This is a genomic window from Marinomonas aquimarina, from assembly GCF_900089755.1.
In the GTDB taxonomy this organism is placed as follows: domain Bacteria; phylum Pseudomonadota; class Gammaproteobacteria; order Pseudomonadales; family Marinomonadaceae; genus Marinomonas; species Marinomonas aquimarina.
On record NZ_FLOC01000002.1, the window covers coordinates 208,133 to 233,588 of the forward strand.

Genomic DNA, 25,456 nt, shown 5'->3' on the forward strand with positions numbered 1-25,456 from the left:
TCTAATGCGCCATAAAATTCGATCCAATTGGCTTTGTAGTGTTTTGTAATAGTTATAACTAAAAGTTAATTTTACTCTTAACTTTTATGCACCTCAGGCAGGTAAATTCCCGTCGTAGCCCATTTTTTTCAAGGCTTCTACCGCTCGCTCGCGATACAAAGCTCGAATCTTGGTCCCCTGAGTCTTATATAAATAGTACAAATGGGGAGCCACTTCACTTTCTGACACTTGCAAAGCATTGGCAATGTCGCTCAGCAAAGACTCCAATACCGGCGCCGACTTATCTTCAATCAGCACAGGTTTTGGAATCACTAACTTCTCACCATTAATGACTTTATCAACAAATGTCGTGTAGTGCTTTTCAAAAACCGGCCAAGATGTGCGCTCATCTTCGGTACTTAAAAAGTGCCAACCTGTTTCTGCTCCGGCAAAATACACTGCAGCATGGGACCAAGCTTTTTCCTGCGGCTTATGGCGACAACTGCAGGCTTCCATATACGCTTGACGTGGCTCAGGCAAACCGTAGGCACGGTAGGCGGTTTGAATCACTGACAAAAATTCGGAAATCGTTGGCGGCCAAGCATACTTTTCTTTCGTGCGCTCTACGGCATAGGCTAACAATGGCTCTTGAAAGCCCTTTAGAGCAATCGCCCATTCGCGCTTGGCCAGCTTTACCTCTTCCGTGGTGGCATATGCAGACGCAAATTTATGGGTATAAATCGCTTTAAAGCGCGCAAACAGCATATTAACCAGCACACGGGTACGCTGTTCGGCTTCTTGCGAGGCTTGATTCGGCTCGCGCTCACTACCAGTCTGTGTCGTGGATGTTGGTGAGGGCGTTGCTAACTTGCTCGCGATTGGATTTAGGATTTGCTGAATAGGTTGCGGTTCCTTCATAGGATTGACGGTCCGATTGCTTATATTGCCATTGACGTTTTACGTATTTGAAAAATTCACTGTTCCAAGTACGAACATTTTTGCGTTGCTCTTTAATGCGCAGAAGAAACTCAGCCAGCAAGGATTCGGCAAAAGCTCTCTCAATACCCGCTTGATGTATCTGCTCAAAAGTCGCGTCCTCTGGCAGCCACTGATCCGGCTGACGGGTACGCTCCTTTGCTTCTAGGTATAGATCAAAATCCGACAATCCTCGACGATCTGAGGAGGCACTAGGCATCACAGGCACCGGCGCTTGATCCGCAGCATTCGATGTACGAGCACGCTGGGTGAACTGCGCTTGCGGCGCACTGGCTTTGTCAGCGGCCTCAGTCTGTAAGCGTGACAACTTGCTCATCATATCATCGCTTGGCTTAGCACTCTGCGGCGCAGCATCAGGGTTACGAGTGCGCGGCGCTGCGCTAGCACGTTGCGAGTCCGGCTGCTCTAACAAAATTTCTAAGCCCGATTCGGAGCGACGAAATTGTAACGCTTGTGCCATTTGTAGGCTGCTTAGTAGACGAACGACGTAAGGAGCGGTCCAAAAAGGCAGCATTTCCACCAGTTCCCTATGAGAAATTTTCATCTGGCGGTTACCAAGATGATGCGCCTTTTGTTGCAGATAGGTGAGTAAAACACTTTCCTCAAGGCCAAGTTCACAGGCTAGGTTAAACGAGACAGGTAATAAGAAATCAGGGGCAGCCATAGATACGACCATTTCATTCGGGATTGTTCAGTTTACCAAACGGCAAAGCTTTTAGCACGATAACTCGCTTTTCAACCATGAATCAAGCGTAAAAATTCGCAGATTCATAAAACTATGACAGGCACATTTCTTTACAGTTAAATCCTGTTGACAGAGAAATTTTAGGCTCCTATGCTGGAACTGTGCCGCGAAGTTAGACGCCTTTCTGGCTTCAAACAATCGGCCAACTTTACTGAGGAGAAAGTTGTATGTATACAATAAATATTACTGGTCACCACGTCGACATCACTCCAGCAATCAAAGATCACATCAATGAAAAAATGAGCAAAATTGCCAAGTTGAGTGATCAAATCACTTCTGTCAACGTGACGCTCGTTCAAGACAGTAAAGAACAAAAAGCAGAAGCGCGAATACATTTGCCTGGCAAGGAACTGTTTGCCACCGCTTCTTCTGAAGATCGTTTGTTCCACGCTATTGATGGCATGATTGAGAAACTTGCCCGCCAAGTGGATAAACACAAAACCAAACAAGCTTCAGGAAATCACAAAGCCGAGGTTGCTTCTTAGCTTAAACCCTTTCACCCGTTTCCTACCACGCCCGCTTCTGCGGGCGTGTTTGTTTTGACTGCGAATTATGATTGAACTTTGGAACTAACACCCGCATAGTCTGTCATAGGTTTCAGGATAATCTAATTAGGAGAACTCTCATCATGCGTTACACAGATGCCCTTTCGACACATACGTCCCAAGCGGCCAATAAGACGCTGCGCAATACGTATGGCTTACTATCGCTGACTTTGCTTTTCAGTGCTTTCACAGCCGGTATCAGCATGGTCTTTAATTTGCCTCACCCAGGTTTGATTCTCACGTTAGTGGGTTTCTACGGTTTGCTTTTCCTAACTTATAAATGTCGTAACAGCGCCATCGGCTTATTGTGCGTATTCGCGTTAACCGGCTTTATGGGCTTAACCCTAGGTCCAATCCTCAATGCTTACTTAAGCATGTCTAATGGTGCGACGCTCATTATGAGTGCGTTAGGTATGACTGGTTTGTCTTTCCTTGGCCTATCTGCTTACGCTTTGGTGTCTAAGAAAGATTTCAGTTTCCTTAACGGCTTTATAACAATCGGCTTCTTTGCGCTGTTGTTCGCTATGATTGCTGGTTTCTTCGTTCAGCTGCCAGCGCTACAAATCTTTATCTCGGTTGGCTTCACGCTGTTCTCTGGCGCCATCATTTTGCTACAAACCAGTGAAATCGTTCGTGGCGGCGAAACCAACTACATTATGGCGACGGTGAACCTATATGTTGCGCTGTACAACATGTTCCTAAGCCTATTGTCATTGTTTGGTATGGCGAGCGACGATTAATCGCCTAGCCCATTTTTAAAAGGCCGCAGACTGCGGCCTTTTTTATGTGTAAAATTTGCTTTATTTACTCAAGAACAGCATGAACTACTCTCTTTTTATTACTGGTAGCCCAACCGCGAGCCGTGCTTGCCAAACAGCATTGGACTTTGCCGAAGCCGTAGTGGCGCACGAGCAACATGGTATCCAAGGTATTTTCTTTTACGAAGAAGCTGTGGCCATTGCCAACGCACTCGCCATGCCACCTCGAGATGAGTGCAATATTCGCGCACAATGGGCGACGTTTGCCAAACAGCATAATATCCCACTTTACGTATGCATTGCCGCCGCCTTGCGTCGCGGACAGCTAAATCAAGCCGAAGCGAAACGCCATGAAGTGGAACACTTCAACTTAGCGGATGGTTTTCAATTGGAAGGACTAGGCAGCTTAATCAGCTTAACCTTGGAATCTGATCGCGTAGTGAGGTTTAACTAGTAATGAGCACCTTAATTTATCTGTCTAGCTCACCCTATAACGGCACCGCACTAAAGGAAGCCTTAGACCTTGCCCTAGTGTTCGGCACCTTTGAACAGGCCATCAGCATCGCCATTACCGGAGATGCCTTGGCACTACTGATCGAAGAGCAGGCTCCAAGCACTCGACACGGCAAACATTTGCATAAGTTGCTGGATGGCTTAGAGTTCTATGATATTGAGCAAGTGTTCGTCAAAGCCACGGAGACATCGGCCTTGCCCGTATCACTTTGGCCAGGCATCACCGCCCTTAACACCGATGCATGGCTGCAAATGCTCGATCAACATCAACATATTTACCGCTTTTAGGGAGAGACAATGAAGCTTTATCAGATTAACCAAAGCCAATACCCTAGCAGCGTTGAAGAAGACTGGCTCGGCTCTTTAACGGCCGGCGATGCTGTGCTGCTATTAGAGGCAGGCGTAATGCGTGCTTTATCACAACCAACAACACTTGCGGCATTACAAGACCAGCAGATCAAAGTGTGCTTTCGTCAAACTGACCTAGACGCTTACGGTATTCAAGCAAATATCGGTGTCGCCATTTCCGACCTTAAATGGGTTGAGCTGACACAACAATACTCCAAAATCGTTTCATGGTAAGGCGCGATATGGCAACAATAGAATTTGATGAAGAAGGCTACTTACTGGATCTAAGCCAATGGGATGAAGCCTTGGCAGAAGAAATTGCCGCAAAAGAAGCCCTTGAACTGACCGCAGCTCACTGGGAAATCCTACGTGTATTGCGTGCTTTCTATGAGCAGTTTGAAGTATCGCCAGCCATGCGACCACTTGTTAAAGCGGTGAGCAAAGAGCTTGGTCCTGACAAGGGCAAAAGCATTTACCTAATGAAATTATTTCCTGGCAGCCCACCAAAATTAGCCGCCAAGATAGCAGGATTGCCAAAGCCAGCTAATTGCCTATAAAAAGGCTCACTTAGAAGACACAAAAAAGGCAGCGCAGGCTGCCTTTTGACTTATTTGCTTCCCTAGCAAGGTTACTGACCAAACCAAGAAAGCTTGTCCTGTAAGGTCACCACATCGCCAATAATCAATAATGCGGGCGACTTCACTTCATTATCCAAAACAACCTGATGAATGTCCTTAATGGTGGAAGTCAACACGCGCTGATCTTTCGACGTGCCCTTTTCCACCACCGCCACTGGCATAGAAGGTCGCATACCAAAACGAATCAAAGATTGGCTGATCGATTCAAGGCCCGTTAACCCCATGTACACCACAAGAGTCTGTGCTGGATGCACCAATTCATCCCACGGTAGCTCGGTCGTTCCATCTTTCAAATGGCCAGTTAGAAAGCGCACTGATTGCGCGTAATCACGGTGCGTCAAAGGAATCCCAGCATAAGCCGCGCACCCTGCCGCCGCGGTCACACCAGGCACCACTTCAAAGGGCACCCCTTCCATGACGAGTTCTTCTAACTCTTCGCCACCACGACCGAAGATAAATGGATCACCGCCTTTTAAGCGCACCACCACTTTGCCTTCTTTGGCTTTCACCGCCAACAGAGCGTTGATCTCTTCCTGGGGCAAACTGTGCAATGATTTTGCTTTGCCAACATACAGCTTCTCTGCTGTCTCTGGAATCATGGCAATGATTTGCTCACCTACCAGACGATCGTAAAGCACCACATCCGCTGCTGTTAGTAAACGATGCGCTTTCATCGTTAGCAAGTCCGGATCCCCCGGTCCTGCACCGATTAAATATACTTTACCTGTCATACTTTTCTTTTCTCAAATAGAAAGGCCCCGCAAGCGGAGCCTTTGAATGCCTATTGCACAACCGAATTAACCGATCAGCGTCTTGCCACCCATGTATGGTACAAGCGCTTCTGGCACTGTCACAGTGCCATCGGCATTCTGGTAGTTTTCAAGGATCGCTACCAAGGTACGGCCCACCGCTAAACCTGAACCGTTCAATGTGTGTGCCAATTCTGGTTTGCCAGTTTCTGGGTTACGCCAGCGTGCTTGCATACGACGCGCCTGGAAGTCCCACATGTTTGAACAAGATGAGATTTCACGGTACTTCTGCTGACCTGGCAACCACACTTCGATGTCATACGTTTTGTGAGCAGAGAAACCAAGGTCACCACCACATAGAATCACGGTGCGGTAAGGTAAGTTTAGCTTCTGTAGAATCGTTTCGGCATGACCAATCAATTCTTCTAGTGCTTCTGTTGAACGATCTGGACGACAGATGTGCACTAGCTCTACTTTCTCAAACTGGTGCTGGCGAATCATACCGCGCGTGTCGCGACCATAGCTGCCCGCTTCGCTGCGGAAACATGGCGTATGTGCGACGAACTTCTGATGCAGCTCAGCATCATTCAAGATCTCATCACGAGCGATGTTCGTCACCGGCACTTCTGCAGTTGGGATTAAGTATAGATCACTATTGCCGCTGTCTTTATCAACCGGCACTTTAAACAGGTCTTCTTCAAACTTCGGTAGCTGGCCGGTACCACGAAGTGATGCAGAATTCACTAGGTAAGGCACGTAAATCTCTGAGTAACCGTGCTCTTCAATGTGCGTGTTCAGCATAAATTGAATCAGAGCACGGTGTAGGCGTGCGAGATCAGAGCGCATCACCGCGAAACGTGAGCCTGTGATTTTCGCCGCCATTTCGAAATCTAACATGCCTAATGCGGCACCCACGTCCACGTGGTCCTTTACTTCAAAATCAAACGTACGTGGCTCACCCCAACGGCGGATTTCGACGTTGTCATCTTCGCTAGCACCTTCTGGCACTGACTCATGTGGGATGTTTGGAATGCTTTCTAGTAGCGCATCCATTTGTGCTTGAACGTCATCTAATTGCGCTTTCGCTGCCGCCAGATCATCACCCAAGGTCGCGGTTTTCGCTTTCAACTCTTCTGCTAACGCTTTATCACCAGCTTTCATCGCGGCGCCGATTTCTTTGGAAACCGAGTTGCGGGACTGTTGCAGTGTTTCTGTTTCAATTTGAATTGCTTTGCGACGCTCTTCCAAGCTAGAAAAAGCCGCCACGTCTAAATCAAAGCCTTTTTTCTTCAATAATACGGCAACCGCTTCTGGGTCTGCCCTTAGAGCTTTAATGTCTAACATTGCTGCAACAAAACCTTATGTAATTAAATAGTTAAAACTGCTTTGAGTTGGGCTTAGAAGGCGCGCGCTAATCCAATACCAGCGGCCAAGGCCAAAATCCCTAGCAAACAACTCAATGATAAATAGCTTATGGCACTTAGCCAAGCCTGCTGATTCATAAGTGAGACAATTTCTAAGGAAAAAGTTGAGAAGGTGGTAAAAGCCCCCAAGAACCCCACCATGATCAATGGCCTTAACGGCTCCAAACTCGGAGCTCGCTCACTGATCAAGACAAAGGCAATGCCCATTAAGAAGCTGCCCATCACATTGATCGAAAGCGTGGCCAGCGGGTAATGGGCTTGCCAAACACTATTGACCCACTTGCTTACGGTATAACGGGACATGGCCCCCAGCGCCCCACCTAAGGCGATCATAAAGTACATCACAAGGCATCATCCTGATGCTGATATCGCTGCTTAGGGCTTTGTTGATCTTGCTGCTCAAGCCAAGCAAGCTTCTCGCCAATTTTCTTCTCTAGGCCACGATCAGTGGGCATATAGTAGCGCTCATTTGCCAGCTCAGGCGGTAAGTAAGACTCCCCCGCCGCGAAAGCATTGGGCTCATTGTGGGCATAACGATAATCTTCGCCATGCCCCATATCTTTGGCAAGACTGGTCGGTGCGTTACGCAGATGATTCGGTACTTCCAGACTCGGTTGATGTTTCACATCACTCATCATCTGGTTAAAGGCTTTATACAAGGCATTACTTTTCGGCGCACAGGCCATGTAAACGGCTGCTTGAGCAATCGCTCGATTGCCCTCATAAGGACCTACCCGCTCAAAGATATCCCAAGCGTTTAGACCGATCTGCAAAGCCCTAGGATCTGCATTACCAATGTCTTCCGAAGCAATCGCCAATAGGCGTCTAGCTATATACAGAGGATCACAACCACCATCGAGCATACGCGCCATCCAATACAAGGCGCCATCTGGGGATGAACCACGCACCGATTTATGGAACGCTGAAATCTGGTCGTAGAACACATCACCGCCTTTATCGTAGCGGCGGATGCTACCCCCTAAGACATCTTCTAATTGCTGATCGGTAACCGTTTCCCCATCTTCGACAAAATCTGCCAGAATCTCGACGAAGTTCAGACTGCGGCGCACATCGCCATCAGCGGCCTGTGCCAAAATTCCCAAATGGTGGTCACTGACTTGAATATTACGTTGCCCCAAACCACGTACAGGGTCTTGTAAGGCACGTTTCATCACCGCAAGCAGGTCATCAACCGTTGGCGTCTGTAAGCGATAGACGCGGGCACGGGACAACAACGCTGAATTTAATTCAAACGCCGGATTCTCAGTCGTCGCCCCGACAAACAAGAAGGTACCATCTTCGATGTAGGGTAAAAATGCATCTTGTTGGGATTTATTAAAGCGGTGCACTTCGTCAACAAACAAGAGTGTGGCTTTTTGAGTCATTAAGCGCCACTGCTTGGCATCATCGACTGCCGCTCGAATCTCTTTCACCCCCGACATGACCGCCGACAACTCGATAAACTTGGCATCCAACGAGTTGGCGAACAACTTGGCAAAGGTGGTTTTGCCGATCCCAGGCGAGCCCCACAAAATAAAGGAGTGACCTTGGCGGCGCTCAACCATCTTACGTAACGGTTTGCCCTCACCCACTAGGTGTTGTTGGCCAACATATTCATCTAAGGTTTGCGGACGCATACGCGCCGCCAACGGTGCCATAGGGTTGATATCCTCAGCGGCAAACAAATCATCCATTTATTACTGCTCAATTATTAGGTCAACGGACTCAGGTAAGTCGACAATAAAGTTCTGCTCGGATACCCCTTCGTGAGCTTCGACATTGGCAAACTCAATCACAGTGGTTTGGCCCAGTACGTCTTTAATACGCATCGTGCGGATGTAATCCTGATCAAAGGATAAGGTTAGCGTATCAAACAAGTCTTCCTGCTCTAGCGGCTCTAATTGGAAACTGTCGCTATCCGTTTTAGAAACCCTGTAGTGGTTCAGAGCATTATCCGCCGAGTTACCTAACAAAGCGGCGGGCGAATTGCCCACGGAGCCAGCAAAGGGTTTACGCGTCGCTTGTTCTAAATCCACATCCCAGATGGTGACCCACTCACCGTCTGAAATAATACGTTGCGGGAACGGTGTAATAGTGTCCCAAACAAAGCGATTTGGCGCTGCCAACAAAAATACGCCCTCGCTGTTTTGCACCTGATCACCGCGCTCATTATAGGTCGCTTGTCGGAACTCCCCTTCCACATTACGGTTATGCTCCAACAACTGACTCAGTTGTTCTGCAGGCACCTCGGCCGATACATTAAAGGCTAACAACAAGCCTAAGCTAAACATGATACGTGCCATAAATACTCCCATTGGGCGGATACCTTATTCTGGTATCAAAATCTCACGTTGGCCATTGGTTCCCATCGGCCCCACTAATCCGGCGGACTCCATTGCTTCCACCAAGTTTGCAGCTCGGTTATAGCCAATTTTTAAGCGACGCTGAATAGAGGAAATGGAAGCTTTACGCGTTTCTACCACTATTTTCACAGCTTCGTCATAGAGTGGGTCTTGGTCTTCACTGCCACCAGACGTCAGTTCTTCGGCATTAACGGTGACATCGGTAATGTATTCCGGCTCACCACGGGCTTTCCACTCTTCTACTACGGCATGCACCTCATCATCTGAAACAAATGCCCCGTGTACACGAATGGGGGTAGGCAGACCTGCGGGTAGGTAAAGCATATCCCCCATCCCCAACAGCTGATCGGCGCCACCTTGGTCAAGGATGGTGCGCGAGTCAATCTTCGAGGACACTTGGAACGCCATTCGGGTGGGGATGTTGGCTTTGATTAAGCCGGTGATCACATCCACCGATGGGCGCTGTGTCGCCAACACCAAATGAATCCCTGCTGCACGCGCTTTTTGCGCAATACGAGCAATCAATTCTTCAACTTTCTTACCGACGATCATCATCATGTCGGCAAATTCGTCGACGACAATCACAATGTAAGGCAGTGGCTCTAAATACGGTACCGTACGCGCCACGCCATCTTCAGAGAACATCGCCATTTCCGGCGTCCACAATGGGTCTTCGATTGGTTGTCCCGCGGCGGCCGCTTCACGTACCTTCTTGTTAAAGCCGGCAATATTTCGTACGCCAAGCTTAGACATCAGCTTATAGCGACGCTCCATCTCATCCACCGACCAACGCAAGCCATTGGCGGCATCTTTCATGTCAGTTATAACAGGCGTTAACAAATGCGGAATACCTTCATAAATAGACAGTTCCAACATTTTAGGGTCCACCATGATCATGCGCACTTCGTCAGGTGTCGACTTCAACAACATGCTCAAAATCATAGCGTTTACCCCCACCGACTTACCCGAGCCAGTGGTACCCGCGACTAATACATGTGGCATTTTCGCTAGATCCACTACCACTGGCTCACCAGAGATATCATGGCCGAGCGATAACGTCAGTGGTGACGAAGCATTGTCATACATAGGCGTATTGATCACTTCCGAGAAGTACACCGTATCGCGATGCTGGTTAGGGATTTCGATACCAATGGTCGATTTACCGGCAATCACTTCCACCACACGCACACTCATGACACTCAACGAACGGGCTAAATCTTTCGCCAAGTTAGTAATACGTGACACTTTCACACCTGGTGCCGGCTGAATCTCAAAACGGGTGATCACAGGGCCTGGGTTAACTTCCACCACTTCCGCTTTGACACCAAAGTCCTGTAATCGCTGCTCCAGCAATGCTGACAGATCAAGCAACTCTTCTTCGGTATAGCCACCTTGCTTTGGTTTAGGCTGCGTCAGTACACTACGATCCGGTAACGTGTAAGCGGCTTCGGTGCGTTCGACCTCGGCAGAAGGGCCACCTAAACCATCCAAACGCTTCGCTTCTGAGAGCGTCTTAACAGCAGGTTTATGCGCCTGCATCTCCGGCTCAGGCTGTGATGCCTTCGGAGCTGGAGAAGCCTTCGCTACGGGCGCAGGCTCTGAGGTTGGTTCGGGCACCGACTCTTGATCTTCAAGCTCGTATTGATCAGTTGTCGCAGGCTGATATTGCGCCTCAACTACCGGTTCAGGTGATTGTACCAATGACTCCGAAGGCGCTGCTTCAGGCTCAGAACGGCGGCTAGGCTGAGGCGCTTTTTGAGCAGGCTGCTTGTCCCAAACATCACCAAAGTTAATGTCTTGGGCGTCTTCTTCCACATAAAGCGTATCGGTAAAATCAAACTTATCATCTTCAAACGCTACATCATCCAAGCCACCAAAACTTGGCTCTTGGTGCTCCGAGCGCGCCTTAACGGGTACCTCTGGCACTGGTTCATCTTGCTGGCGTGCTAACTTGCTCTTAACTTTCTGCCACAACGAGACCTTTGGCTCACCGTCTTCGTCCAAGCTGTCAAGATCAGCCTGCTCAGGCGGCACTTCAGCTACGCTCTTTTTCTTACGGAAGATGGCCGGTTTTTCAAGGTCGTCACGGTTTGCTTTGCCGGCTTTCTTAGAGGTTGGCTGAGCCGCTTCCTCGGTATCGGAGCGACTCAGTTTCTGTAGCACATACAGATAAGCAAACTCAGCTTTCTCACCAATAAACTCGAGCAATTGTGACCAATGAATCTGTGCCAATAAGGTCAGCGCCAATACGACCAACGCCAAACTCACTAATGTCGCACCGTCATAGCCAATCCAATGATACAGCAACTGCCCTAACGACTGCCCTAAAATCCCCCCAGCACCAAACTGTAAGGCACTACTGCCGACGGTATGTAGAAAACACAGGGTCGCGCCAAAACTTAAATATAGAATGCTGCCAATACAGCATAGGATGGCATTGTTGAGAGCAATCATTTGATGGGGGTTGCGCCAGAGGATGTAGGCAACCGACAAGAATAATAACGGCAACGAATAAAATAGATTACCAAAAAAGGCCGATAGCAAATCCGCCAGCATGGCACCTATGGGCCCCATAGAGTTTTGTGTGGCACTACCGCTGCCTGAATAAAACCAGCCTGCATCATCTGGGCTGTAGGTATAAGTCGCGAAAGCAAAAAACAGAAAAAATAAAATGGCGGCGATAAATGCTGCCTGCTTCGCAAACGTTCCCCAGATCAGTGATCGTACAGACTCACGCTCTGCTGCTTGTGTCAAAAGCCACCTTCCAATGTCATCATCCAATGTTTAGGAGTGCAAGCTTACCATAAAAAAAGCCAGCCCAAAGGGCTGGCTTTCGCTTTTGCTAAGATAGGGAAATCTTAGAAGTAAGCTTTAACACCAACGATGTTCTGCTCAGTAGTCAGATCACCATTGTAGTTTTCGAAGTAGTAAGTTAGATCGCCCGCAGCGTATTCAGCGATGAAGTAAGTGCCATCGTCTTTAGCACCTTCTAGATCTTTAGCGTATTCAACTGTTAGCGTTAGCGCTTCAGTTGCAGCAAACTCAATAGATGCACCCGCTTGCTGAACGTCAGTAGTCGTTGTCGTTGCAGTATCAGCACCAGTCTCGCCAGTACCGTAGTTTACAGAGATCGATGCTGGACCAGCGTCGAATTGCGCACCAACGTTTACAGAGTTAGCATCACCGATTGCGCCACCAGAGATACCTAGTTTGATACCCTCTAGGTCAGCAACGTAAGAGATTGCTGCACCGATGTCAGAATCATCATTAGAATTAGTTGTTGCTTCTAGTGCTACAGTTAGGCCGTCAGCCACTTTGTAACGGATACCAGTGTTGTCAGTGTCACCTTGATCTGTGCGAAGATCAACACCGTCGTGGATCTCGTCCATACCCATGAATGCTTTAGTAGATACAGAGCCGTCGAAACGACCGAAAGATACTGCACCTTGCTTCACGTATAGTTTTTCAAAGTTAAAATCAGTGCCTTCGTCATCACCAGTTGTTTTAACTTCAAGCTCAGCGTAAACAACACCAGTGTCAACAGATAGCTCGATTTCACCTAGGTCAGTACCGTCAGCTAGATCGTTGTTACCTTTAGCGTTACCGTAGTAGCTAGTGTACTCAACGCCCGCTTCACCGTGGAAAACTGGCTCAAGTGCAAAAGTAGATGTAGAAACAGCTGCAGCAACTGCAGATACCGCGAAAACAGAAGCAAGTTTAATCGCTTTCATTCAAGATTCCCCTTTAATTATATATGTTCGGTCTTAAGACCTTTTTGATAGGCTTTAAAGCCTTTTTCAAAGTACCGCTGAGTAAGTCAACGTCAGGCATAGTAAAACCAATCAATTTCAGTTTTGTGACAATCACACAACACCGAAAAATTTTTTAGCCTGTTGTTTACAGTGTATTTTTTCTGCAACACAACTTTGGGCTGCCCCGATTAAAACCAAGTTTTCCTTGACTGGTCAAGCACTACGAACACTTTTTTTGATTTTTTTTTGCGTTTTTGCCATTTTCTGCATGTCTTTAACGCATTTGCGTTATATCAGAATCAGATCCATGCAGCCTAATTACGCTTTATGTACACTATCGTCACGAATAGATTAGAAAGAGCGCATTTTATTCACTAGGACTGGCCAAATGCAGCAAAAACTATGGATAATAAAAGCACAAAAAGAACCGAATGACAGAACCTATCATGCCTGATCACACTGTTAACGAGCCCGAATTCACCCCCGAATTCACCCCCGAATTAGTCCTGCTCACAGAGTCTATCTTTGACACACCAGATCCATTCAAAGCGTTATTAGACCCTGAAGGTTTGTCCGCAATCGGTGGGGATTTAAGGCCGGAACGCTTAATTCATTTGTACCAACACGGCTTCTTCCCTTGGTACAGCGACCCCGACCCGATCCTTTGGTGGCACCCGTTAGAGCGCTGCACCCTTGCACCGGCCGATTTTCATGAAAGCCGGTCACTGAGAAAAGCCCTTAAACGAGGAGAATGGAGCTGGAAGGTCAACGCAAACTTCTTGCAAGCGATAAACATTTGCCGAGATTTACGAGCAGACGCAGAAGGAACATGGATATCGAAAGATGTCATCAATGCTTACTCTGCATTAAACAAGCAAGGCTATGCATTTTCTTTAGAAGTGTTCTATAACGGCGAGTTGGCTGGAGGCTTTTATGGTGTTGCCATGGGCAGAATGTTTTTTGGTGAATCCATGTTCTCACTCAAAGACAATGGCTCCAAAGTGGCCCTCTGGCAATTTTGTAAGTTGGCATCTCATCTAGGGATTGAATTAATCGACTGCCAAGTTTATTCTGAGCATCTAACATCCCTTGGGGCGCAGATGATGACCAAGGCAAGCTTTGTTAAAGCCTTGCAAGAACTGATTCCCAGCCCAACCCAAAACCATGAATTGATCGCCTTATCAGGCCAAGAAACGGCCAATCCCATTACATATATTGCGGTCTAAATTTGCTTTTTGGGGCCATTTTGGGCAAAATACGCCGAAAATTTTAGCAAACTCGCCAATCACAAGCCTATTTCTAGCCTAAATAGCGAGATCATGCTTAACCTTAATTAAGAACAGGACACTGATTGTGGCAAAAGAAGACAGCATTGAAATGGAAGGTACGATTGTCGATACCCTTCCAAACACCATGTTCCGCGTAGAACTTGAAAATGGTCACGTTGTGACTGCGCACATCTCTGGTAAGATGCGCAAAAACTACATCCGTATTTTGACTGGTGACAAAGTGAAGGTTGAACTGACACCTTACGACTTGTCAAAAGGTCGCATCGTTTACCGTTCTCGTTAATTTCAACCAGAACGCGATAACAAAAAGGCCGCTTAACCTATGGTTAAGCGGCCTTTTTGTTGTTTAGGCGCCCGATAGCGCCGGGACGCCCTAGCAGCAAGTTAGCAACCGACAGTCTCTTTGCGAACCGAAAACGCCAATTCGTCTTTTTCTTCATCCAAAGAGACGGATACCACGCCACCTTCCGTCAAATCTCCAAACAGTATCATATTCGCCAATGGTTTCTTCAAGTGCTCCTGAATCACGCGCGCCATAGGACGTGCCCCCATTTGACGGTCATAACCCTTATGAGCCAACCAACCGCGAGCAGTATCACTCACTTCAATCATGACTCCCTTAGCATCCAACTGCGCTTGCAGCTCAACCAAGAATTTATCCACGACATTGAAGATCACCTGTTCGTCCAATTGCTTAAACTGAATCACTGCATCAAGACGGTTACGGAATTCCGGTGTGAACGTCTTATTAATGACCTCCATACCATCGGTAGAATTATCCTGTAGCGAGAAACCAATCGAACGCTTAGCCAACACATCAGCACCGGCATTAGACGTCATAATCAAAATCACGTTGCGGAAATCCGCTTTACGGCCATTGTTATCAGTCAAGGTACCGTGGTCCATCACTTGCAACAGCAAGTTAAAGACTTCGGGGTGAGCTTTCTCAATCTCATCCAACAACACCACACTGTGTGGATTCTTCGTTACCGCCTCGGTTAGCAAACCGCCCTGATCAAAACCCACATAACCTGGTGGCGCACCAATCAAGCGCGACACGGCGTGACGCTCCATGTACTCAGACATATCAAAGCGAATCAGCTCAAGGCCAAGAATTTTCGCCAACTGGCGCGTCACCTCAGTCTTACCAACCCCGGTCGGACCAGACATTAAAAAAGAACCAATCGGTTTCTGTTCGGCTTTCAGGCCAGCACGAGAAAGCTTAATGGCATCAGACAAAGACTCAATCGCTTTATCTTGCCCAAACACCACCATCTTCAAGTTGCGCTCTAGGTTACCCAGTACCTTACGATCATCCGAGCTAGCAGCTTTCACTGGCACACGGGCGATCTTAGACACGATTTCTTCAATGTCTTCCACGGTAATGGTTTCTTTACGACTGTCTTCAGGCTGCAAGCGCTGATAAGCCCCTGCTTCGTCCACCACATCAATGGCCTTATCCGGCATATGACGATCCGGTACATAGCGCTGTGCGAGCTCTGAGGCCGCCTTCAAGGCCGCGTCCTCGTACTTCACCTTGTGGTGTTCCTCGAACGAACCGATAATACCTTTTAGAATTTCGTAGGTGTCATCCACGCTCGGCTCGTTAACATCGATTTTTTGGAAGCGACGGGCCAAAGCATGATCTTTTTCAAAGATGCCACGAAACTCTTGGAAGGTGGTCGAGCCAATGCAACGCAACTGACCTGAACTTAACGCAGGCTTCAATAAATTCGATGCATCCATCACCCCACCAGACGCTGCACCGGCACCAATAATGGTGTGGATTTCATCGATGAATAAAATCGCATTCGGCAGTTTTTTCAACTCACCTAGCAAGTGTTTAAGACGTTTCTCAAAATCACCGCGATATTTAGTACCCGCCAGTAACGCCCCCAGATCCAACGAATAAACGATGCCATCGGCAATCACATCCGGCACTTCACCATCGACAATGCGTTTTGCTAGGCCTTCCGCGATGGCTGTTTTACCAACACCGGATTCACCGACCAATAATGGGTTATTTTTGCGACGACGAGACAAGGTCTGAACCACACGTTCTACCTCATATTGGCGTCCAATCAGACGATCAATACGACCCGCTTTGGCCTCTTCGTTTAAGTTAGTAGCGTACTTTTGCAATGGCGCTTTCGCAGTGTCTTCGCCTTCCTCATCTTCATGCTCAATCGCATCATCTGGTGAAGCACTGCCCAGTTTGGAAATGCCATGCGCCACAAAGTTCACCACATCAATACGAGCCACATTGTGACGACGCAGCAGGTAAACCGCCTGACTTTCTTGTTCACTGAAGATGGCGACGAGCACATTCGCACCGGTCACTTCACGTTTACCAGAGGACTGGACGTGGAACACGGCACGCTGTAGCACTCGCTGGAAGCCCAACGTAGGCTGCACTTCACGCTCTTGATCGTTTTCTGGGATAAGGGGCGTTGTGCTGTCTACGAACTCTTCTAACTCCTTGCTCAAGATTTCTAATGTTACTCCGCACGCTTCAAGCACTTTTGCTGCGGCCGCATTGTCAATCAAAGCCAATAAAAGGTGCTCAACGGTCATGAATTCATGACGCTTATCACGAGCGGCTTTGAAAGCATTATTCAAGGTTTGTTCTAGTTCTTTGTCTAGCATCGCTTATCCCTCACTATAAATCAGTCAACCCTTTGCAGGTCGCACATTAGGGGGTGCTCGTTTTGCTCTGAAAACTGCTGCACCATAGCTACTTTGGTTTCCGCTATACCGTAGGGGTAAATACCACAGATACCTTTACCCTTGGTATGAACTTCCATCATTACATGCTGAGCTTTCTCGGCATCCATATTAAAAAAGCGTTGGAGAACAAACACGACAAAATCCATTGGCGTGTAATCATCATTAAAGAGCACCACCTGATACATAGACGGTGGTTTAAGTTCAGTTTCATCTGGTGCAATCGCAACCGATGAGTGACCGTTTTCATCGTCCTCTAAATTTAGACTAATTTGCTTCGATGCAAACATCTCGGACCTCAAACACTACAAATATTCACGTTAATACGTATTTTCTCAATCCCTGACTCACCAGAAAGTGGAAAACAATAAGAAATTTTACAAATCCACAATAGAGTTCTACTCTCAACTACATGCGGTCAAAAGTTAGACAGTTCAACCCTTGTGCCTTTGTCGCCAGAGTTTAACAGATCTTTGATCTCATAGATTGCACCGAATTCATCATCAGCGTTTATTTGCGGTTCGGCTAATCGAGCCAGTAAGAGTATTTAAGGAGTGACTCATGCATCGTGGATCCGTTAAATGGTTTAACAACGCAAAAGGCTACGGCTTTATCGTGTCTGACAGTTTCGAAGAGGATTTGTTCATCCACTATTCAGCGATCAACGTGGAAGGTTACAAAACGCTCAAAGCAGGTCAACCGGTGACCTTTGATGTCACACCAGGCAAACGTGGACTTCATGCGATTGAAATTACCCCGGTCGCCACCAACAACACAAGTGAGCCAAACGATACCGAATCCGCTTAATTAGCTGCAACGACGATTGCCACAACATTGTTCGGGCACCTTTGGTATGATGCGCCATATCAGAGGTGCTTTCTAGCATCCAAAACTTATCGTTTTGAAGACGCTCTATCATGCTACTGCTATTAAATAAACCGTTCCAAGTACTCAGCCAATTCTCAGCCGATGGCGATAAAGACACCCTAGCAAGCTACATCAATGTCCCTAATGTCTACCCTGCTGGTCGCTTAGATTATGACTCAGAGGGCCTGTTATTACTGACCGACCAAGGCGCCCTGCAGCACCTTATTGCCTCGCCTAAATTCAAAATGCCGAAAACCTACTGGGTCCAAGTAGAAGGCGACATTAGCGAGCAAGCTATTCAGGCTTTAGCTCAGGGGGTAGAATTGAAAGATGGTATGACCAAGCCCGCTCAATGCCGTCGTATGGATACACCTGATGTTTGGGACCGCGTGCCACCGATTCGCGAACGATCCAATATCCCCACCAGCTGGATCGAACTCACCATCAGTGAAGGTAAAAACCGTCAGGTACGCCGCATGACCGCTCACGTTGGCTACCCAACGTTACGCTTGATTCGTGCCGCGATTGGCCCGTACAGCATTGAAAATGTGCCCGTTGGCACACATATTCAAGTAGACCTTACCGATACATTAGCGCAGCAGGTACAACATTTTGAACGAGAAAAAGCGCGCAAGTCTGCCTCACCTAACCGTCGCCGCTCTAGTCACGGACAAGCAGCGCTACCTCATGGTAAAAGAAATGCAAGACGGTCAGATCGTGCTCAATCAGCCAGCCGGGCACGTGGAAAACGGTGAAACGATCGAACAAGCAGTGATGCGTGAAACCCTTGAGGAGTCTGGCTGGCAAGTTACCCCAGAAGCGATTTTGGGCATCTATGCGTTTACACCTTTTGCCGGTGCGGACACCTATCATCGAATCTGTGTTATTTGTCGACCAGAGCAGCTAGTAACGCAGGCGCTAGACCCTGACATCTTATCTGCAGACTGGTTCAGCCGCGCAGAAATTGAAGCACTGCCACAACGCAGCCCATTAATCATGCAATGCATTCAAGACTATGAGAATGGTCAAAGACATGACATCAACATGATTAACAATCACCATATCAAGGTGAATTGAAGACCTAGGCAGCGCCTTCGGCTACAATACGCCCTTACATTCTAATGACGGACCTTTACCCCGTTTACACTATTAGAGAGCTATCATGAGTCAAGAAAACCCCAACGCATCAATCAAAGTCATCGTAGGCATGTCCGGCGGTGTGGATTCATCTGTTTCCGCCCTACTTCTGCAACAACAAGGCTACCAAGTGGAAGGCCTGTTTATGAAGAACTGGGACGAAGACGACGGTACCGAATACTGCACGGCAAAAGAAGATTTGGCAGATGCTCAAGCGGTTTGTGACAAACTCGGCATTCACCTGCACACAGCAAACTTCGCTGCGGAATACTGGGACAATGTGTTTGAACATTTCCTTGAAGAATACAAAGCCGGCCGTACACCGAACCCAGACATTCTTTGCAACAAAGAAATTAAATTCAAAGCCTTCCTAGAATACGCTTTAGAGTTGGGCGCAGACTATATCGCTACCGGTCACTACGTGCGCCGCGGTGAAATCGATGGCGAACCTGTTTTATTGAAAGGTTTGGACAATAATAAAGACCAAAGCTACTTCCTGTACGCCGTCGGCAAGGACGAAATCGGCCGCACCTTCTTCCCTGTAGGCGAACTGGAAAAACCAGAAGTACGCCGTTTGGCTGAAGAGTTCGACCTCATCACCCACAACAAAAAAGACAGCACCGGCATCTGTTTTATCGGTGAGCGTCGCTTTAAAGATTTCCTTGAACAGTACCTACCCGCTCAGCCTGGCAATATCGAAACCTTGGAAGGCGACATCATTGGCAAGCACCACGGCCTGATGTACCACACTATTGGTCAGCGCCAAGGCTTGGGCATTGGTGGCCTATCAAAATACCCAGATGAGCCTTGGTATGTGGTGGAAAAAGACTTGCAGCGCAATGTACTGGTTGTCACACAAGGGGGCCAGCACGAGTCCTTGTATAAAACACACCTAATTGCCGACAACTTTGATTGGGTTGCACGCGAAAAACCGGCCATGCCGCTCACTTGCATGGCGAAGTGTCGCTACCGCCAACCGGATCAAGAATGCACCATTTCAGAATTGGCCGATGGTCGTGTCGAAGTGAGTTTCAAGGAGCCGCAACGCGCCATCACACCAGGACAATCCGTGGTGTTCTATCTTGGTGAGCACTGCCTCGGCGGCGGCATTATCAACGTTGCTTTCAACAAGTAACCCATGGTCTGAGCGGAGAATACTATGCAGCATGATGCAAGAGAACAAGCCATTGCCTTAGCCGCGATCTTTCAGGCCGCCGAACTGGTCGCTAACTTAGCGCGCAAAGGCACTCTGGACACGGAATACGCCAAACCTTTGCTGGATAGCATATTGGTGATTAACGCCAGCAGCACTGAAGACATCTACGGTGGACAGTTTGAATGCCAAGGCAATCTTGCTCTCGGCCGCCGGATTGCCAAGGAAGTAATGGGCAAAGGCCGTGACGCGGTTAACCCTGACACCATTCGCTACGCCCTGAGCATGATTCACCTGGAATCCAAGCTCCACAAAGAGCCTGAGATGCTGTCCGCCATTGGCCAACGCCTTGGCCAGCTTGAGCGTCAGCTTGAGCATTATGACGACGTCATGCACGAGAACGTGGTAGCAGGCATTTCCGGCATGTATCAAGACACCTTAAGCAAACTACCATTTCGCATTCAGGTACATGGCGACAGCCGCTTCTTGCAGCAACCTCAAATTGCCCATCAAGTGCGCGCCATTCTAATGACAGGCATTCGTGCCGCCATGCTATGGCGTCAAGTCGGCGGTAAACGCTGGCATTTGATATTCAAGCGTAAAGTACTGATGAAGCAGCTCGAAGGCCGCTTTTAACCCCTCTTTTCTGGCAAAGCAAGGCGGCAAATCAACATTGCCTTCTTGCTTTTCCCCCTCTACATTCATGACAATCATTCAGATCAATCTTGACTATATTCGAGGTCAATATTTCTCTACCCCCTTATTGAGGTAGTATATTGACCAAAATTTTAATCAAATGCGATTTGATTACTGAGAATGGCGGCCAAAAGTCACCTTCTATCCAAGCGGCTAACTTAGCCAGAATGTTAGGGGAATTACATGTCAAAACAAACGATTTACTACACGTTGACAGACGAAGCACCAGCACTAGCAACGGCTTCACTTCTGCCAATCTTTAGTTCATTTGCGAAAGAAGCAGACATCGAGCTAAAACTTACGGATATTTCATTAGCAGGCCGTATCCTTGCAGCTTTCTCTGATCGCCTTCCTGAAGAGCAACGCGTAGAAGATGGTCTTTCTTTCCTTGGTGAACTGACTGCAGACCCAAGCGCCAACTTCATCAAGCTGCCAAACATCTCAGCATCTATCCCTCAGCTAAACGCAGCCATCAAAGAACTTCAAAGCCAAGGCTACGATGTTCCTAGCTACCCAGAAACAGCTGAAACAGAAGAAGACAAAGAAGTACAAGCACGTTACGCGAAACTACTAGGTAGCGCAGTAAACCCAGTACTACGTCAAGGTAACTCTGACCGTCGTGCGCCAGCTGCAGTTAAAGCCTACGCGCGCAAGCACCCGCACTCTATGGGCGAGTGGAAGAAAACATCGCAGACACACGCTGACTACATGCGTGACGGCGACTTCTTCTCTTCTGAACAATCTGTGACAATGGACAAAGCACAAGACGTGCGCATTGAGTTCGTTGACCAAGCAGGTAACGTAGAAGTTAAGAAAACCCTACCACTGCTTGAAGGCGAAGTGCTAGACAGCATGAACATGAGCGCTGCTAAGCTACGCCAGTTCTTCGAAGAGTCTCTACAAGAAGCCAAAGAAGCCGGCATCATGTGGTCACTACACGTAAAAGCAACCATGATGAAGGTGTCTCACCCAATCGTGTTTGGCCATGCGGTAACAGTTTTCTACAAAGAAGTATGGGATAAATTCGGCGACCTGTTCAAAGAGATCGGTGTTAACCCTAACAACGGTCTAGGCAGCGTTCTAGATAAAATCAAAGTACTACCACAGTCTCAGCAAGACGAGATCCTAGAAGCGATCCACGATTGTTACGAGCACCGCCCAGAAATTGCCATGGTAGACTCTGTCCGCGGTATCACTAACCTACACGTCCCTTCTGACGTTATCGTCGATGCTTCTATGCCTGCGATGATTCGTAGCTCAGGTAAGATGTGGGGCCGTGACGGCAAGACTAAAGACACTAAAGCAGTGATGCCAGAGTCTACTTACGCACGAATTTACCAAGAAGTGATCAACTTCTGTAAAACAAACGGTGCATTCGATCCAACCACTATGGGCACAGTACCAAACGTTGGTTTGATGGCACAAAAAGCAGAAGAATACGGCTCTCACGACAAAACATTTGAAGCGAAAACTGACGGCGTGATGCGCGTTGTTGATGCAGCGGGCAACGTTCTAATGCAACACGACGTTGAAGCTGGTGATATCTGGCGTGCATGTCAAACTAAAGATGCAGCCATCAAAGACTGGGTGAAACTAGGTGTGACGCGTGCGCGCAACTCAAACACACCAGCTGTATTCTGGTTGGACGAAGAGCGTGCTCACGACAACGAACTACGCAAGAAAGTTGAGCTTTACCTACAAGACCACGATCTTGAAGGCCTAGACATCCGCATCATGTCTTACAACGAAGCGATCCGTTTCTCTATGGAACGCATCATTCGCGGCCAAGACACCATCTCGGTAACAGGTAACGTACTACGTGACTACCTAACTGACTTGTTCCCAATCATGGAGCTTGGCACGTCTGCGAAAATGCTGTCGATCGTACCTATGTTGAATGGCGGTGGCATGTACGAAACAGGTGCGGGTGGTTCTGCACCGAAGCACGTACAGCAGCTACAAGAAGAAAACTACCTACGCTGGGATTCTCTAGGTGAGTTCCTAGCAACCGCGGTATCTTTCGAAGAACTTGGCATCAAGCAAGGTAACGAGAAAGCCAAAGTCTTAGCAACTTGCCTAGACAAAGCCACTGGTCACCTATTGGATAACAACAAGTCTCCTTCTCGTAAGATCGGCGACCTCGATAACCGTGGCAGCCACTTCTACCTAGCGATGTACTGGGCGCAAGAGTTGGCAGCACAGACAGAAGATGCAGAATTGGCGGCAAAATTCGCACCACTAGCAAAAACTCTGACTGAAAACGAAGCGACAATCGTTGCCGAGCTAAACGCTGTTCAAGGTTCTAGCGCTAACCTAGAAGGTTACTACCACATGAACCTAGAAGAAGTTGCCAAAGTAATGCGCCCAAGCGCAACATTCAATACAGCACTTGAGTCACTATAATCTAGCCTCTTTAAGCTGAATAAAAGCAATCAAAAGCCACTCGATGAAAGTCGAGTGGCTTTTTTATTTCAGCCTTTGCTATGACAAATAAACATTATCTAGCGCACAAAAAAAGGGAGCCAAAATGATGGCTCCCTTTTCGTTGATAATCGACAACGGTTATCGGATATTACATCGCAATCGAACCAAAGCTCGGCTCTGAATGTGCATTGTTCAATGCATGCGTAGAGTGCGGCATGTAAACCAAGTTACCCACTCCTTGCTCAGCCGGCGTAATGTTCCCCATCCAAGCAACTTTACGCTCGTCACGAGGGGAAATACCCAAGTGCTTACGGTAACAGCGGCTAAAGTGTGGCGTAGAAATAAAGCCGCAAGCAGCTGAAATCTCTACAATCGACATACTAGACTGCTTCAACAGCTGACGCGCACGATCCAAACGCAAGCGTAGGTAGTAGCGCGATGGCGAGCAGTCTAAGTATTTGTGGAACATACGTTCAAGTTGACGACGTGATACATCCACAAATGCCGCCAATTCATCCAGATCAATTGGTTCTTCTAAGTTGTTTTCCATCAATTCAATGACATCGACAAGCTTAGGTTTGCAACCACCTTTGTTTAGCTGGCGAAGAGGTACACGCTGCTGATCGAATTCACTACGAATACGATCACAAATAAACATATCAGACACAGCCCCAGACAGTTTCGCACCATGCTCTCGAGCAATGATGGTTAAGAACATATCCAGTGGCGCGCTTCCGCCTGTAGCAGTAAAGCGTCCTTCGTCCATAGAGAACAGACGGTTATTACAGCGCACTTTCGGGAAACTTTCCTGCAAAGCAGTCATACATTCCCAGTGAACGCTACAATTGTAACCATCCAACAAACCTGCATGTGCAAGTACGTACGCTCCTGTACAGATACTTCCTAGCGTAATTCCTTTACGCGCTCTTTGCTGAAGCCAGCTCACTTGCTTTGATGAAAACGCACGTGTGATATCTAAACCACCCGCGACAATAATCATATCAAGCTCTGGGCACTCAGCGATTGACGTATCAGCTGACAAACTCAAACCGTCACTGGCCACCACAGGGTCGCCCGATTCAGAAATCATATGCCAGTTGTACAGCTCTTCTCCGTATAGCTGGTTGGCCATACGTAGGGGTTCTAGAGCGGACGCCAACGCAATCATTGTAAAATTATCTAACAGAAGGAAACCCACACGTGTGATTTTCTTTTTGCTAGTCGCTGTAGTAGGGGAAGATGAGACCATGAAAGTGCCCTCTTATACGTGATATATAGCGCAAAGCAATTAACAGGCCAATTAAGCTATACACACCATTTTTATTATGACGGACCGACAGTAGCTGTTGGGTGAACGCCTCTTCGCTTTTGTTTTGTCCCGGGGATCAAAATTGCCCCAAAACGAAACCCGTATATTAATTGACCTTCACGTTATAAATATCACAGCAACGACAACATTAAAACCTTTTATGACAAAAAACGACAGAGCAATTCTTGACCAAAACGACAAAAAAAGTCGTATTTAGTACCACTAGATCGAGCAAATGTTCTATTTGCGCCATCATCGCCTTGTTTTGGTGCTGTTTTTAATCAGTTATGCACCAGAAAAGACCAATCGTGGCATTTTCCACTAAGACTATTGCCATAATTCTGAAACAGGTGTCGTTTCTGGAAAACGATGGCGAACCTGTGCTTGCAGCAGCTCTGCGGTGGCAATCGCATCCGTCATAGCACTGTGCATATGGTATCGAGGAAGGCCATAACGCAGTCGACTGTCGACCAAGCGTATGGAAGGAAGCTTACCGCCAAACAGGCGTTTTAATTTACTGCGCCAACCACAGCGGTGCTGCTGTGCTTCAATCTGCATGGTATCCACCATGGGAAACCACATTTCTTCCCCCAGCTCTTTAACGACCACACTGTTTAGGAATTCACTTTCAATATAACGATAATGCACCACGACCACTTTACCACTCAGCTCTTGAATGACTTTTTCCAGCACTTCGGAAATCAGCGGTGCATTTAGGATTTCAGAATGGGTAATACCATGAATCACAATGGAGTCGTCTGTGAGCTGGCATTTAGGTCGCACTATCCAGTGCTTTGCCTTAGCTACCTTGATACGTTGCATGGTAAACGGCACTAGACCAATGCTGACAATCTCATCATTCTCAGGATCAAGGCCTGTGGTCTCAAAATCCAGCGCGACAAACTCAGTTTGATCAAGGCTCAAATCCTCAGGAAAGTCCTGAGAAACAAAGAAATCTTTTAGGAGGGGATGTTGGCTATCCTTTGCCTGCTGACGCAGATACTCATGCCAAGAAAACGAATCAACAACACGAGCCATGTGGTGTTC

Annotated in this window: 27 protein-coding genes; 14 read left to right on the top strand and 13 right to left on the bottom strand. The window is 47.7% G+C overall.

Annotation, left to right across the window (positions count from 1 at the left end):
* Positions 1–93: 93 nt before the first annotated feature.
* Positions 94–897, bottom strand: a complete 804-nt coding sequence (locus tag MAQ5080_RS03000) for a replication protein P (protein ID WP_231870758.1) — start codon at positions 895–897, stop codon at positions 94–96.
* Entirely contained in the window at positions 806–1,639 is an 834-nt protein-coding gene (locus tag MAQ5080_RS03005) for a DnaT-like ssDNA-binding domain-containing protein (protein WP_067205054.1), read from the bottom strand. The genes MAQ5080_RS03000 and MAQ5080_RS03005 overlap by 92 nt, the downstream gene beginning before the upstream one ends.
* Positions 1,640–1,887: 248 nt before the next feature.
* Here MAQ5080_RS03005 and hpf point away from each other — a divergent pair, with 248 nt between their 5' ends.
* The 6 genes from hpf (at position 1,888) to MAQ5080_RS03035 (ending at position 4,441) form a co-directional block, all read left to right on the top strand.
* Positions 1,888–2,205 carry a ribosome hibernation-promoting factor, HPF/YfiA family gene (hpf, locus tag MAQ5080_RS03010; protein ID WP_067205051.1) on the top strand — a complete coding sequence of 106 codons (318 nt, stop codon included), beginning with the start codon at positions 1,888–1,890 and terminating at the stop codon, positions 2,203–2,205.
* A 143-nt stretch (positions 2,206–2,348) separates the two neighbouring features.
* Positions 2,349–3,005 carry a Bax inhibitor-1/YccA family protein gene (locus MAQ5080_RS03015; protein ID WP_067205047.1) on the top strand — a complete coding sequence of 219 codons (657 nt, stop codon included), beginning with the start codon at positions 2,349–2,351 and terminating at the stop codon, positions 3,003–3,005.
* A 79-nt stretch (positions 3,006–3,084) separates the two neighbouring features.
* Positions 3,085–3,477, top strand: a complete 393-nt coding sequence (gene tusD, locus MAQ5080_RS03020; protein WP_067205044.1) for a sulfurtransferase complex subunit TusD — start codon at positions 3,085–3,087, stop codon at positions 3,475–3,477.
* A 2-nt stretch (positions 3,478–3,479) separates the two neighbouring features.
* Positions 3,480–3,824 (top strand): DsrE family protein, encoded by a 345-nt coding sequence (locus tag MAQ5080_RS03025; protein ID WP_067205041.1) that lies wholly within the window; start codon positions 3,480–3,482, stop codon positions 3,822–3,824.
* Between the two features lie 9 nt (positions 3,825–3,833).
* A complete protein-coding gene (locus tag MAQ5080_RS03030; protein WP_067205038.1) occupies positions 3,834–4,118 on the top strand; it encodes a DsrH/TusB family sulfur relay protein in 285 nt (94 codons plus the stop codon).
* A gap of 8 nt (positions 4,119–4,126) precedes the next feature.
* Positions 4,127–4,441 (top strand): TusE/DsrC/DsvC family sulfur relay protein, encoded by a 315-nt coding sequence (locus MAQ5080_RS03035; protein ID WP_067205034.1) that lies wholly within the window; start codon positions 4,127–4,129, stop codon positions 4,439–4,441.
* 71 nt (positions 4,442–4,512) lie between these two features.
* Here MAQ5080_RS03035 and cobA read toward each other — a convergent pair whose 3' ends face one another.
* From cobA to MAQ5080_RS03070, 7 genes are all read right to left on the bottom strand, one after another.
* Positions 4,513–5,253 (bottom strand): uroporphyrinogen-III C-methyltransferase, encoded by a 741-nt coding sequence (cobA, locus tag MAQ5080_RS03040; RefSeq protein ID WP_067205031.1) that lies wholly within the window; start codon positions 5,251–5,253, stop codon positions 4,513–4,515.
* Between the two features lie 66 nt (positions 5,254–5,319).
* Positions 5,320–6,615 (bottom strand): serine--tRNA ligase, encoded by a 1,296-nt coding sequence (serS, locus tag MAQ5080_RS03045; RefSeq protein ID WP_067205028.1) that lies wholly within the window; start codon positions 6,613–6,615, stop codon positions 5,320–5,322.
* Between the two features lie 53 nt (positions 6,616–6,668).
* Positions 6,669–7,037: a fluoride efflux transporter CrcB gene (gene crcB / locus MAQ5080_RS03050; protein ID WP_067205025.1), complete on the bottom strand. Its 369-nt coding sequence runs from the start codon at positions 7,035–7,037 to the stop codon at positions 6,669–6,671.
* Entirely contained in the window at positions 7,037–8,389 is a 1,353-nt protein-coding gene (locus MAQ5080_RS03055) for a replication-associated recombination protein A (protein ID WP_067205022.1), read from the bottom strand. The genes crcB and MAQ5080_RS03055 overlap by 1 nt, the downstream gene beginning before the upstream one ends.
* A 3-nt stretch (positions 8,390–8,392) precedes the next feature.
* Positions 8,393–8,998, bottom strand: coding sequence for an outer membrane lipoprotein periplasmic chaperone LolA (gene lolA / locus MAQ5080_RS03060; protein WP_067205018.1), 606 nt, complete (start codon positions 8,996–8,998; stop codon positions 8,393–8,395).
* 24 nt (positions 8,999–9,022) lie between these two features.
* The gene (locus MAQ5080_RS03065; RefSeq protein WP_067205015.1) at positions 9,023–11,812 is read right to left on the bottom strand and encodes a DNA translocase FtsK; all 2,790 of its coding nucleotides are present in this window, start codon (positions 11,810–11,812) and stop codon (positions 9,023–9,025) included.
* 104 nt (positions 11,813–11,916) lie between these two features.
* Entirely contained in the window at positions 11,917–12,789 is an 873-nt protein-coding gene (locus MAQ5080_RS03070) for a hypothetical protein (protein WP_067205012.1), read from the bottom strand.
* Between the two features lie 452 nt (positions 12,790–13,241).
* Between MAQ5080_RS03070 and aat the strand changes: the two genes are divergently transcribed.
* Together aat and infA are read left to right on the top strand one after the other, a co-directional pair.
* On the top strand, positions 13,242–14,036 hold the full coding sequence (aat, locus tag MAQ5080_RS03075) for a leucyl/phenylalanyl-tRNA--protein transferase (protein WP_231870757.1): 795 nt from the start codon (positions 13,242–13,244) through the stop codon (positions 14,034–14,036).
* Positions 14,037–14,163: 127 nt separating this feature from the next.
* On the top strand, positions 14,164–14,382 hold the full coding sequence (gene infA / locus MAQ5080_RS03080) for a translation initiation factor IF-1 (RefSeq protein WP_055461515.1): 219 nt from the start codon (positions 14,164–14,166) through the stop codon (positions 14,380–14,382).
* Positions 14,383–14,483: 101 nt separating this feature from the next.
* Here the strand turns inward: infA and clpA are convergent, their stop codons facing one another.
* Together clpA and clpS are read right to left on the bottom strand one after the other, a co-directional pair.
* Positions 14,484–16,745 (bottom strand): ATP-dependent Clp protease ATP-binding subunit ClpA, encoded by a 2,262-nt coding sequence (clpA, locus tag MAQ5080_RS03085; protein WP_067205010.1) that lies wholly within the window; start codon positions 16,743–16,745, stop codon positions 14,484–14,486.
* A gap of 20 nt (positions 16,746–16,765) precedes the next feature.
* Positions 16,766–17,113, bottom strand: coding sequence for an ATP-dependent Clp protease adapter ClpS (gene clpS / locus MAQ5080_RS03090; protein WP_082860981.1), 348 nt, complete (start codon positions 17,111–17,113; stop codon positions 16,766–16,768).
* Between the two features lie 271 nt (positions 17,114–17,384).
* On the opposite strand from clpS, the gene MAQ5080_RS03095 reads away from it, so the two are divergent.
* From MAQ5080_RS03095 to MAQ5080_RS03120, 6 genes are all read left to right on the top strand, one after another.
* Positions 17,385–17,630 carry a cold shock domain-containing protein gene (locus MAQ5080_RS03095; protein ID WP_067205008.1) on the top strand — a complete coding sequence of 82 codons (246 nt, stop codon included), beginning with the start codon at positions 17,385–17,387 and terminating at the stop codon, positions 17,628–17,630.
* Positions 17,631–17,740: 110 nt separating this feature from the next.
* Positions 17,741–18,445, top strand: a complete 705-nt coding sequence (locus MAQ5080_RS03100; protein WP_067205005.1) for a pseudouridine synthase — start codon at positions 17,741–17,743, stop codon at positions 18,443–18,445.
* Complete coding sequence (locus tag MAQ5080_RS03105) at positions 18,390–18,767, top strand: NUDIX domain-containing protein (RefSeq protein ID WP_231870756.1); 378 nt, start codon at positions 18,390–18,392, stop codon at positions 18,765–18,767. Before MAQ5080_RS03100 ends, MAQ5080_RS03105 begins: the two co-directional genes overlap by 56 nt.
* An 85-nt stretch (positions 18,768–18,852) precedes the next feature.
* Positions 18,853–19,962 carry a tRNA 2-thiouridine(34) synthase MnmA gene (gene mnmA, locus MAQ5080_RS03110; RefSeq protein ID WP_067205000.1) on the top strand — a complete coding sequence of 370 codons (1,110 nt, stop codon included), beginning with the start codon at positions 18,853–18,855 and terminating at the stop codon, positions 19,960–19,962.
* A gap of 24 nt (positions 19,963–19,986) precedes the next feature.
* On the top strand, positions 19,987–20,616 hold the full coding sequence (hflD, locus tag MAQ5080_RS03115) for a high frequency lysogenization protein HflD (protein ID WP_067204995.1): 630 nt from the start codon (positions 19,987–19,989) through the stop codon (positions 20,614–20,616).
* A gap of 243 nt (positions 20,617–20,859) precedes the next feature.
* Positions 20,860–23,079, top strand: coding sequence for an NADP-dependent isocitrate dehydrogenase (locus MAQ5080_RS03120; protein ID WP_067204992.1), 2,220 nt, complete (start codon positions 20,860–20,862; stop codon positions 23,077–23,079).
* 169 nt (positions 23,080–23,248) lie between these two features.
* Here the strand turns inward: MAQ5080_RS03120 and gbdR are convergent, their stop codons facing one another.
* Positions 23,249–24,349: a choline metabolism transcriptional regulator GbdR gene (gene gbdR / locus MAQ5080_RS03125; protein ID WP_067204988.1), complete on the bottom strand. Its 1,101-nt coding sequence runs from the start codon at positions 24,347–24,349 to the stop codon at positions 23,249–23,251.
* A gap of 387 nt (positions 24,350–24,736) precedes the next feature.
* On the bottom strand, positions 24,737–25,447 hold the full coding sequence (locus tag MAQ5080_RS03130; protein WP_067204986.1) for a 3'-5' exonuclease: 711 nt from the start codon (positions 25,445–25,447) through the stop codon (positions 24,737–24,739).
* Positions 25,448–25,456 lie beyond the last annotated feature (9 nt).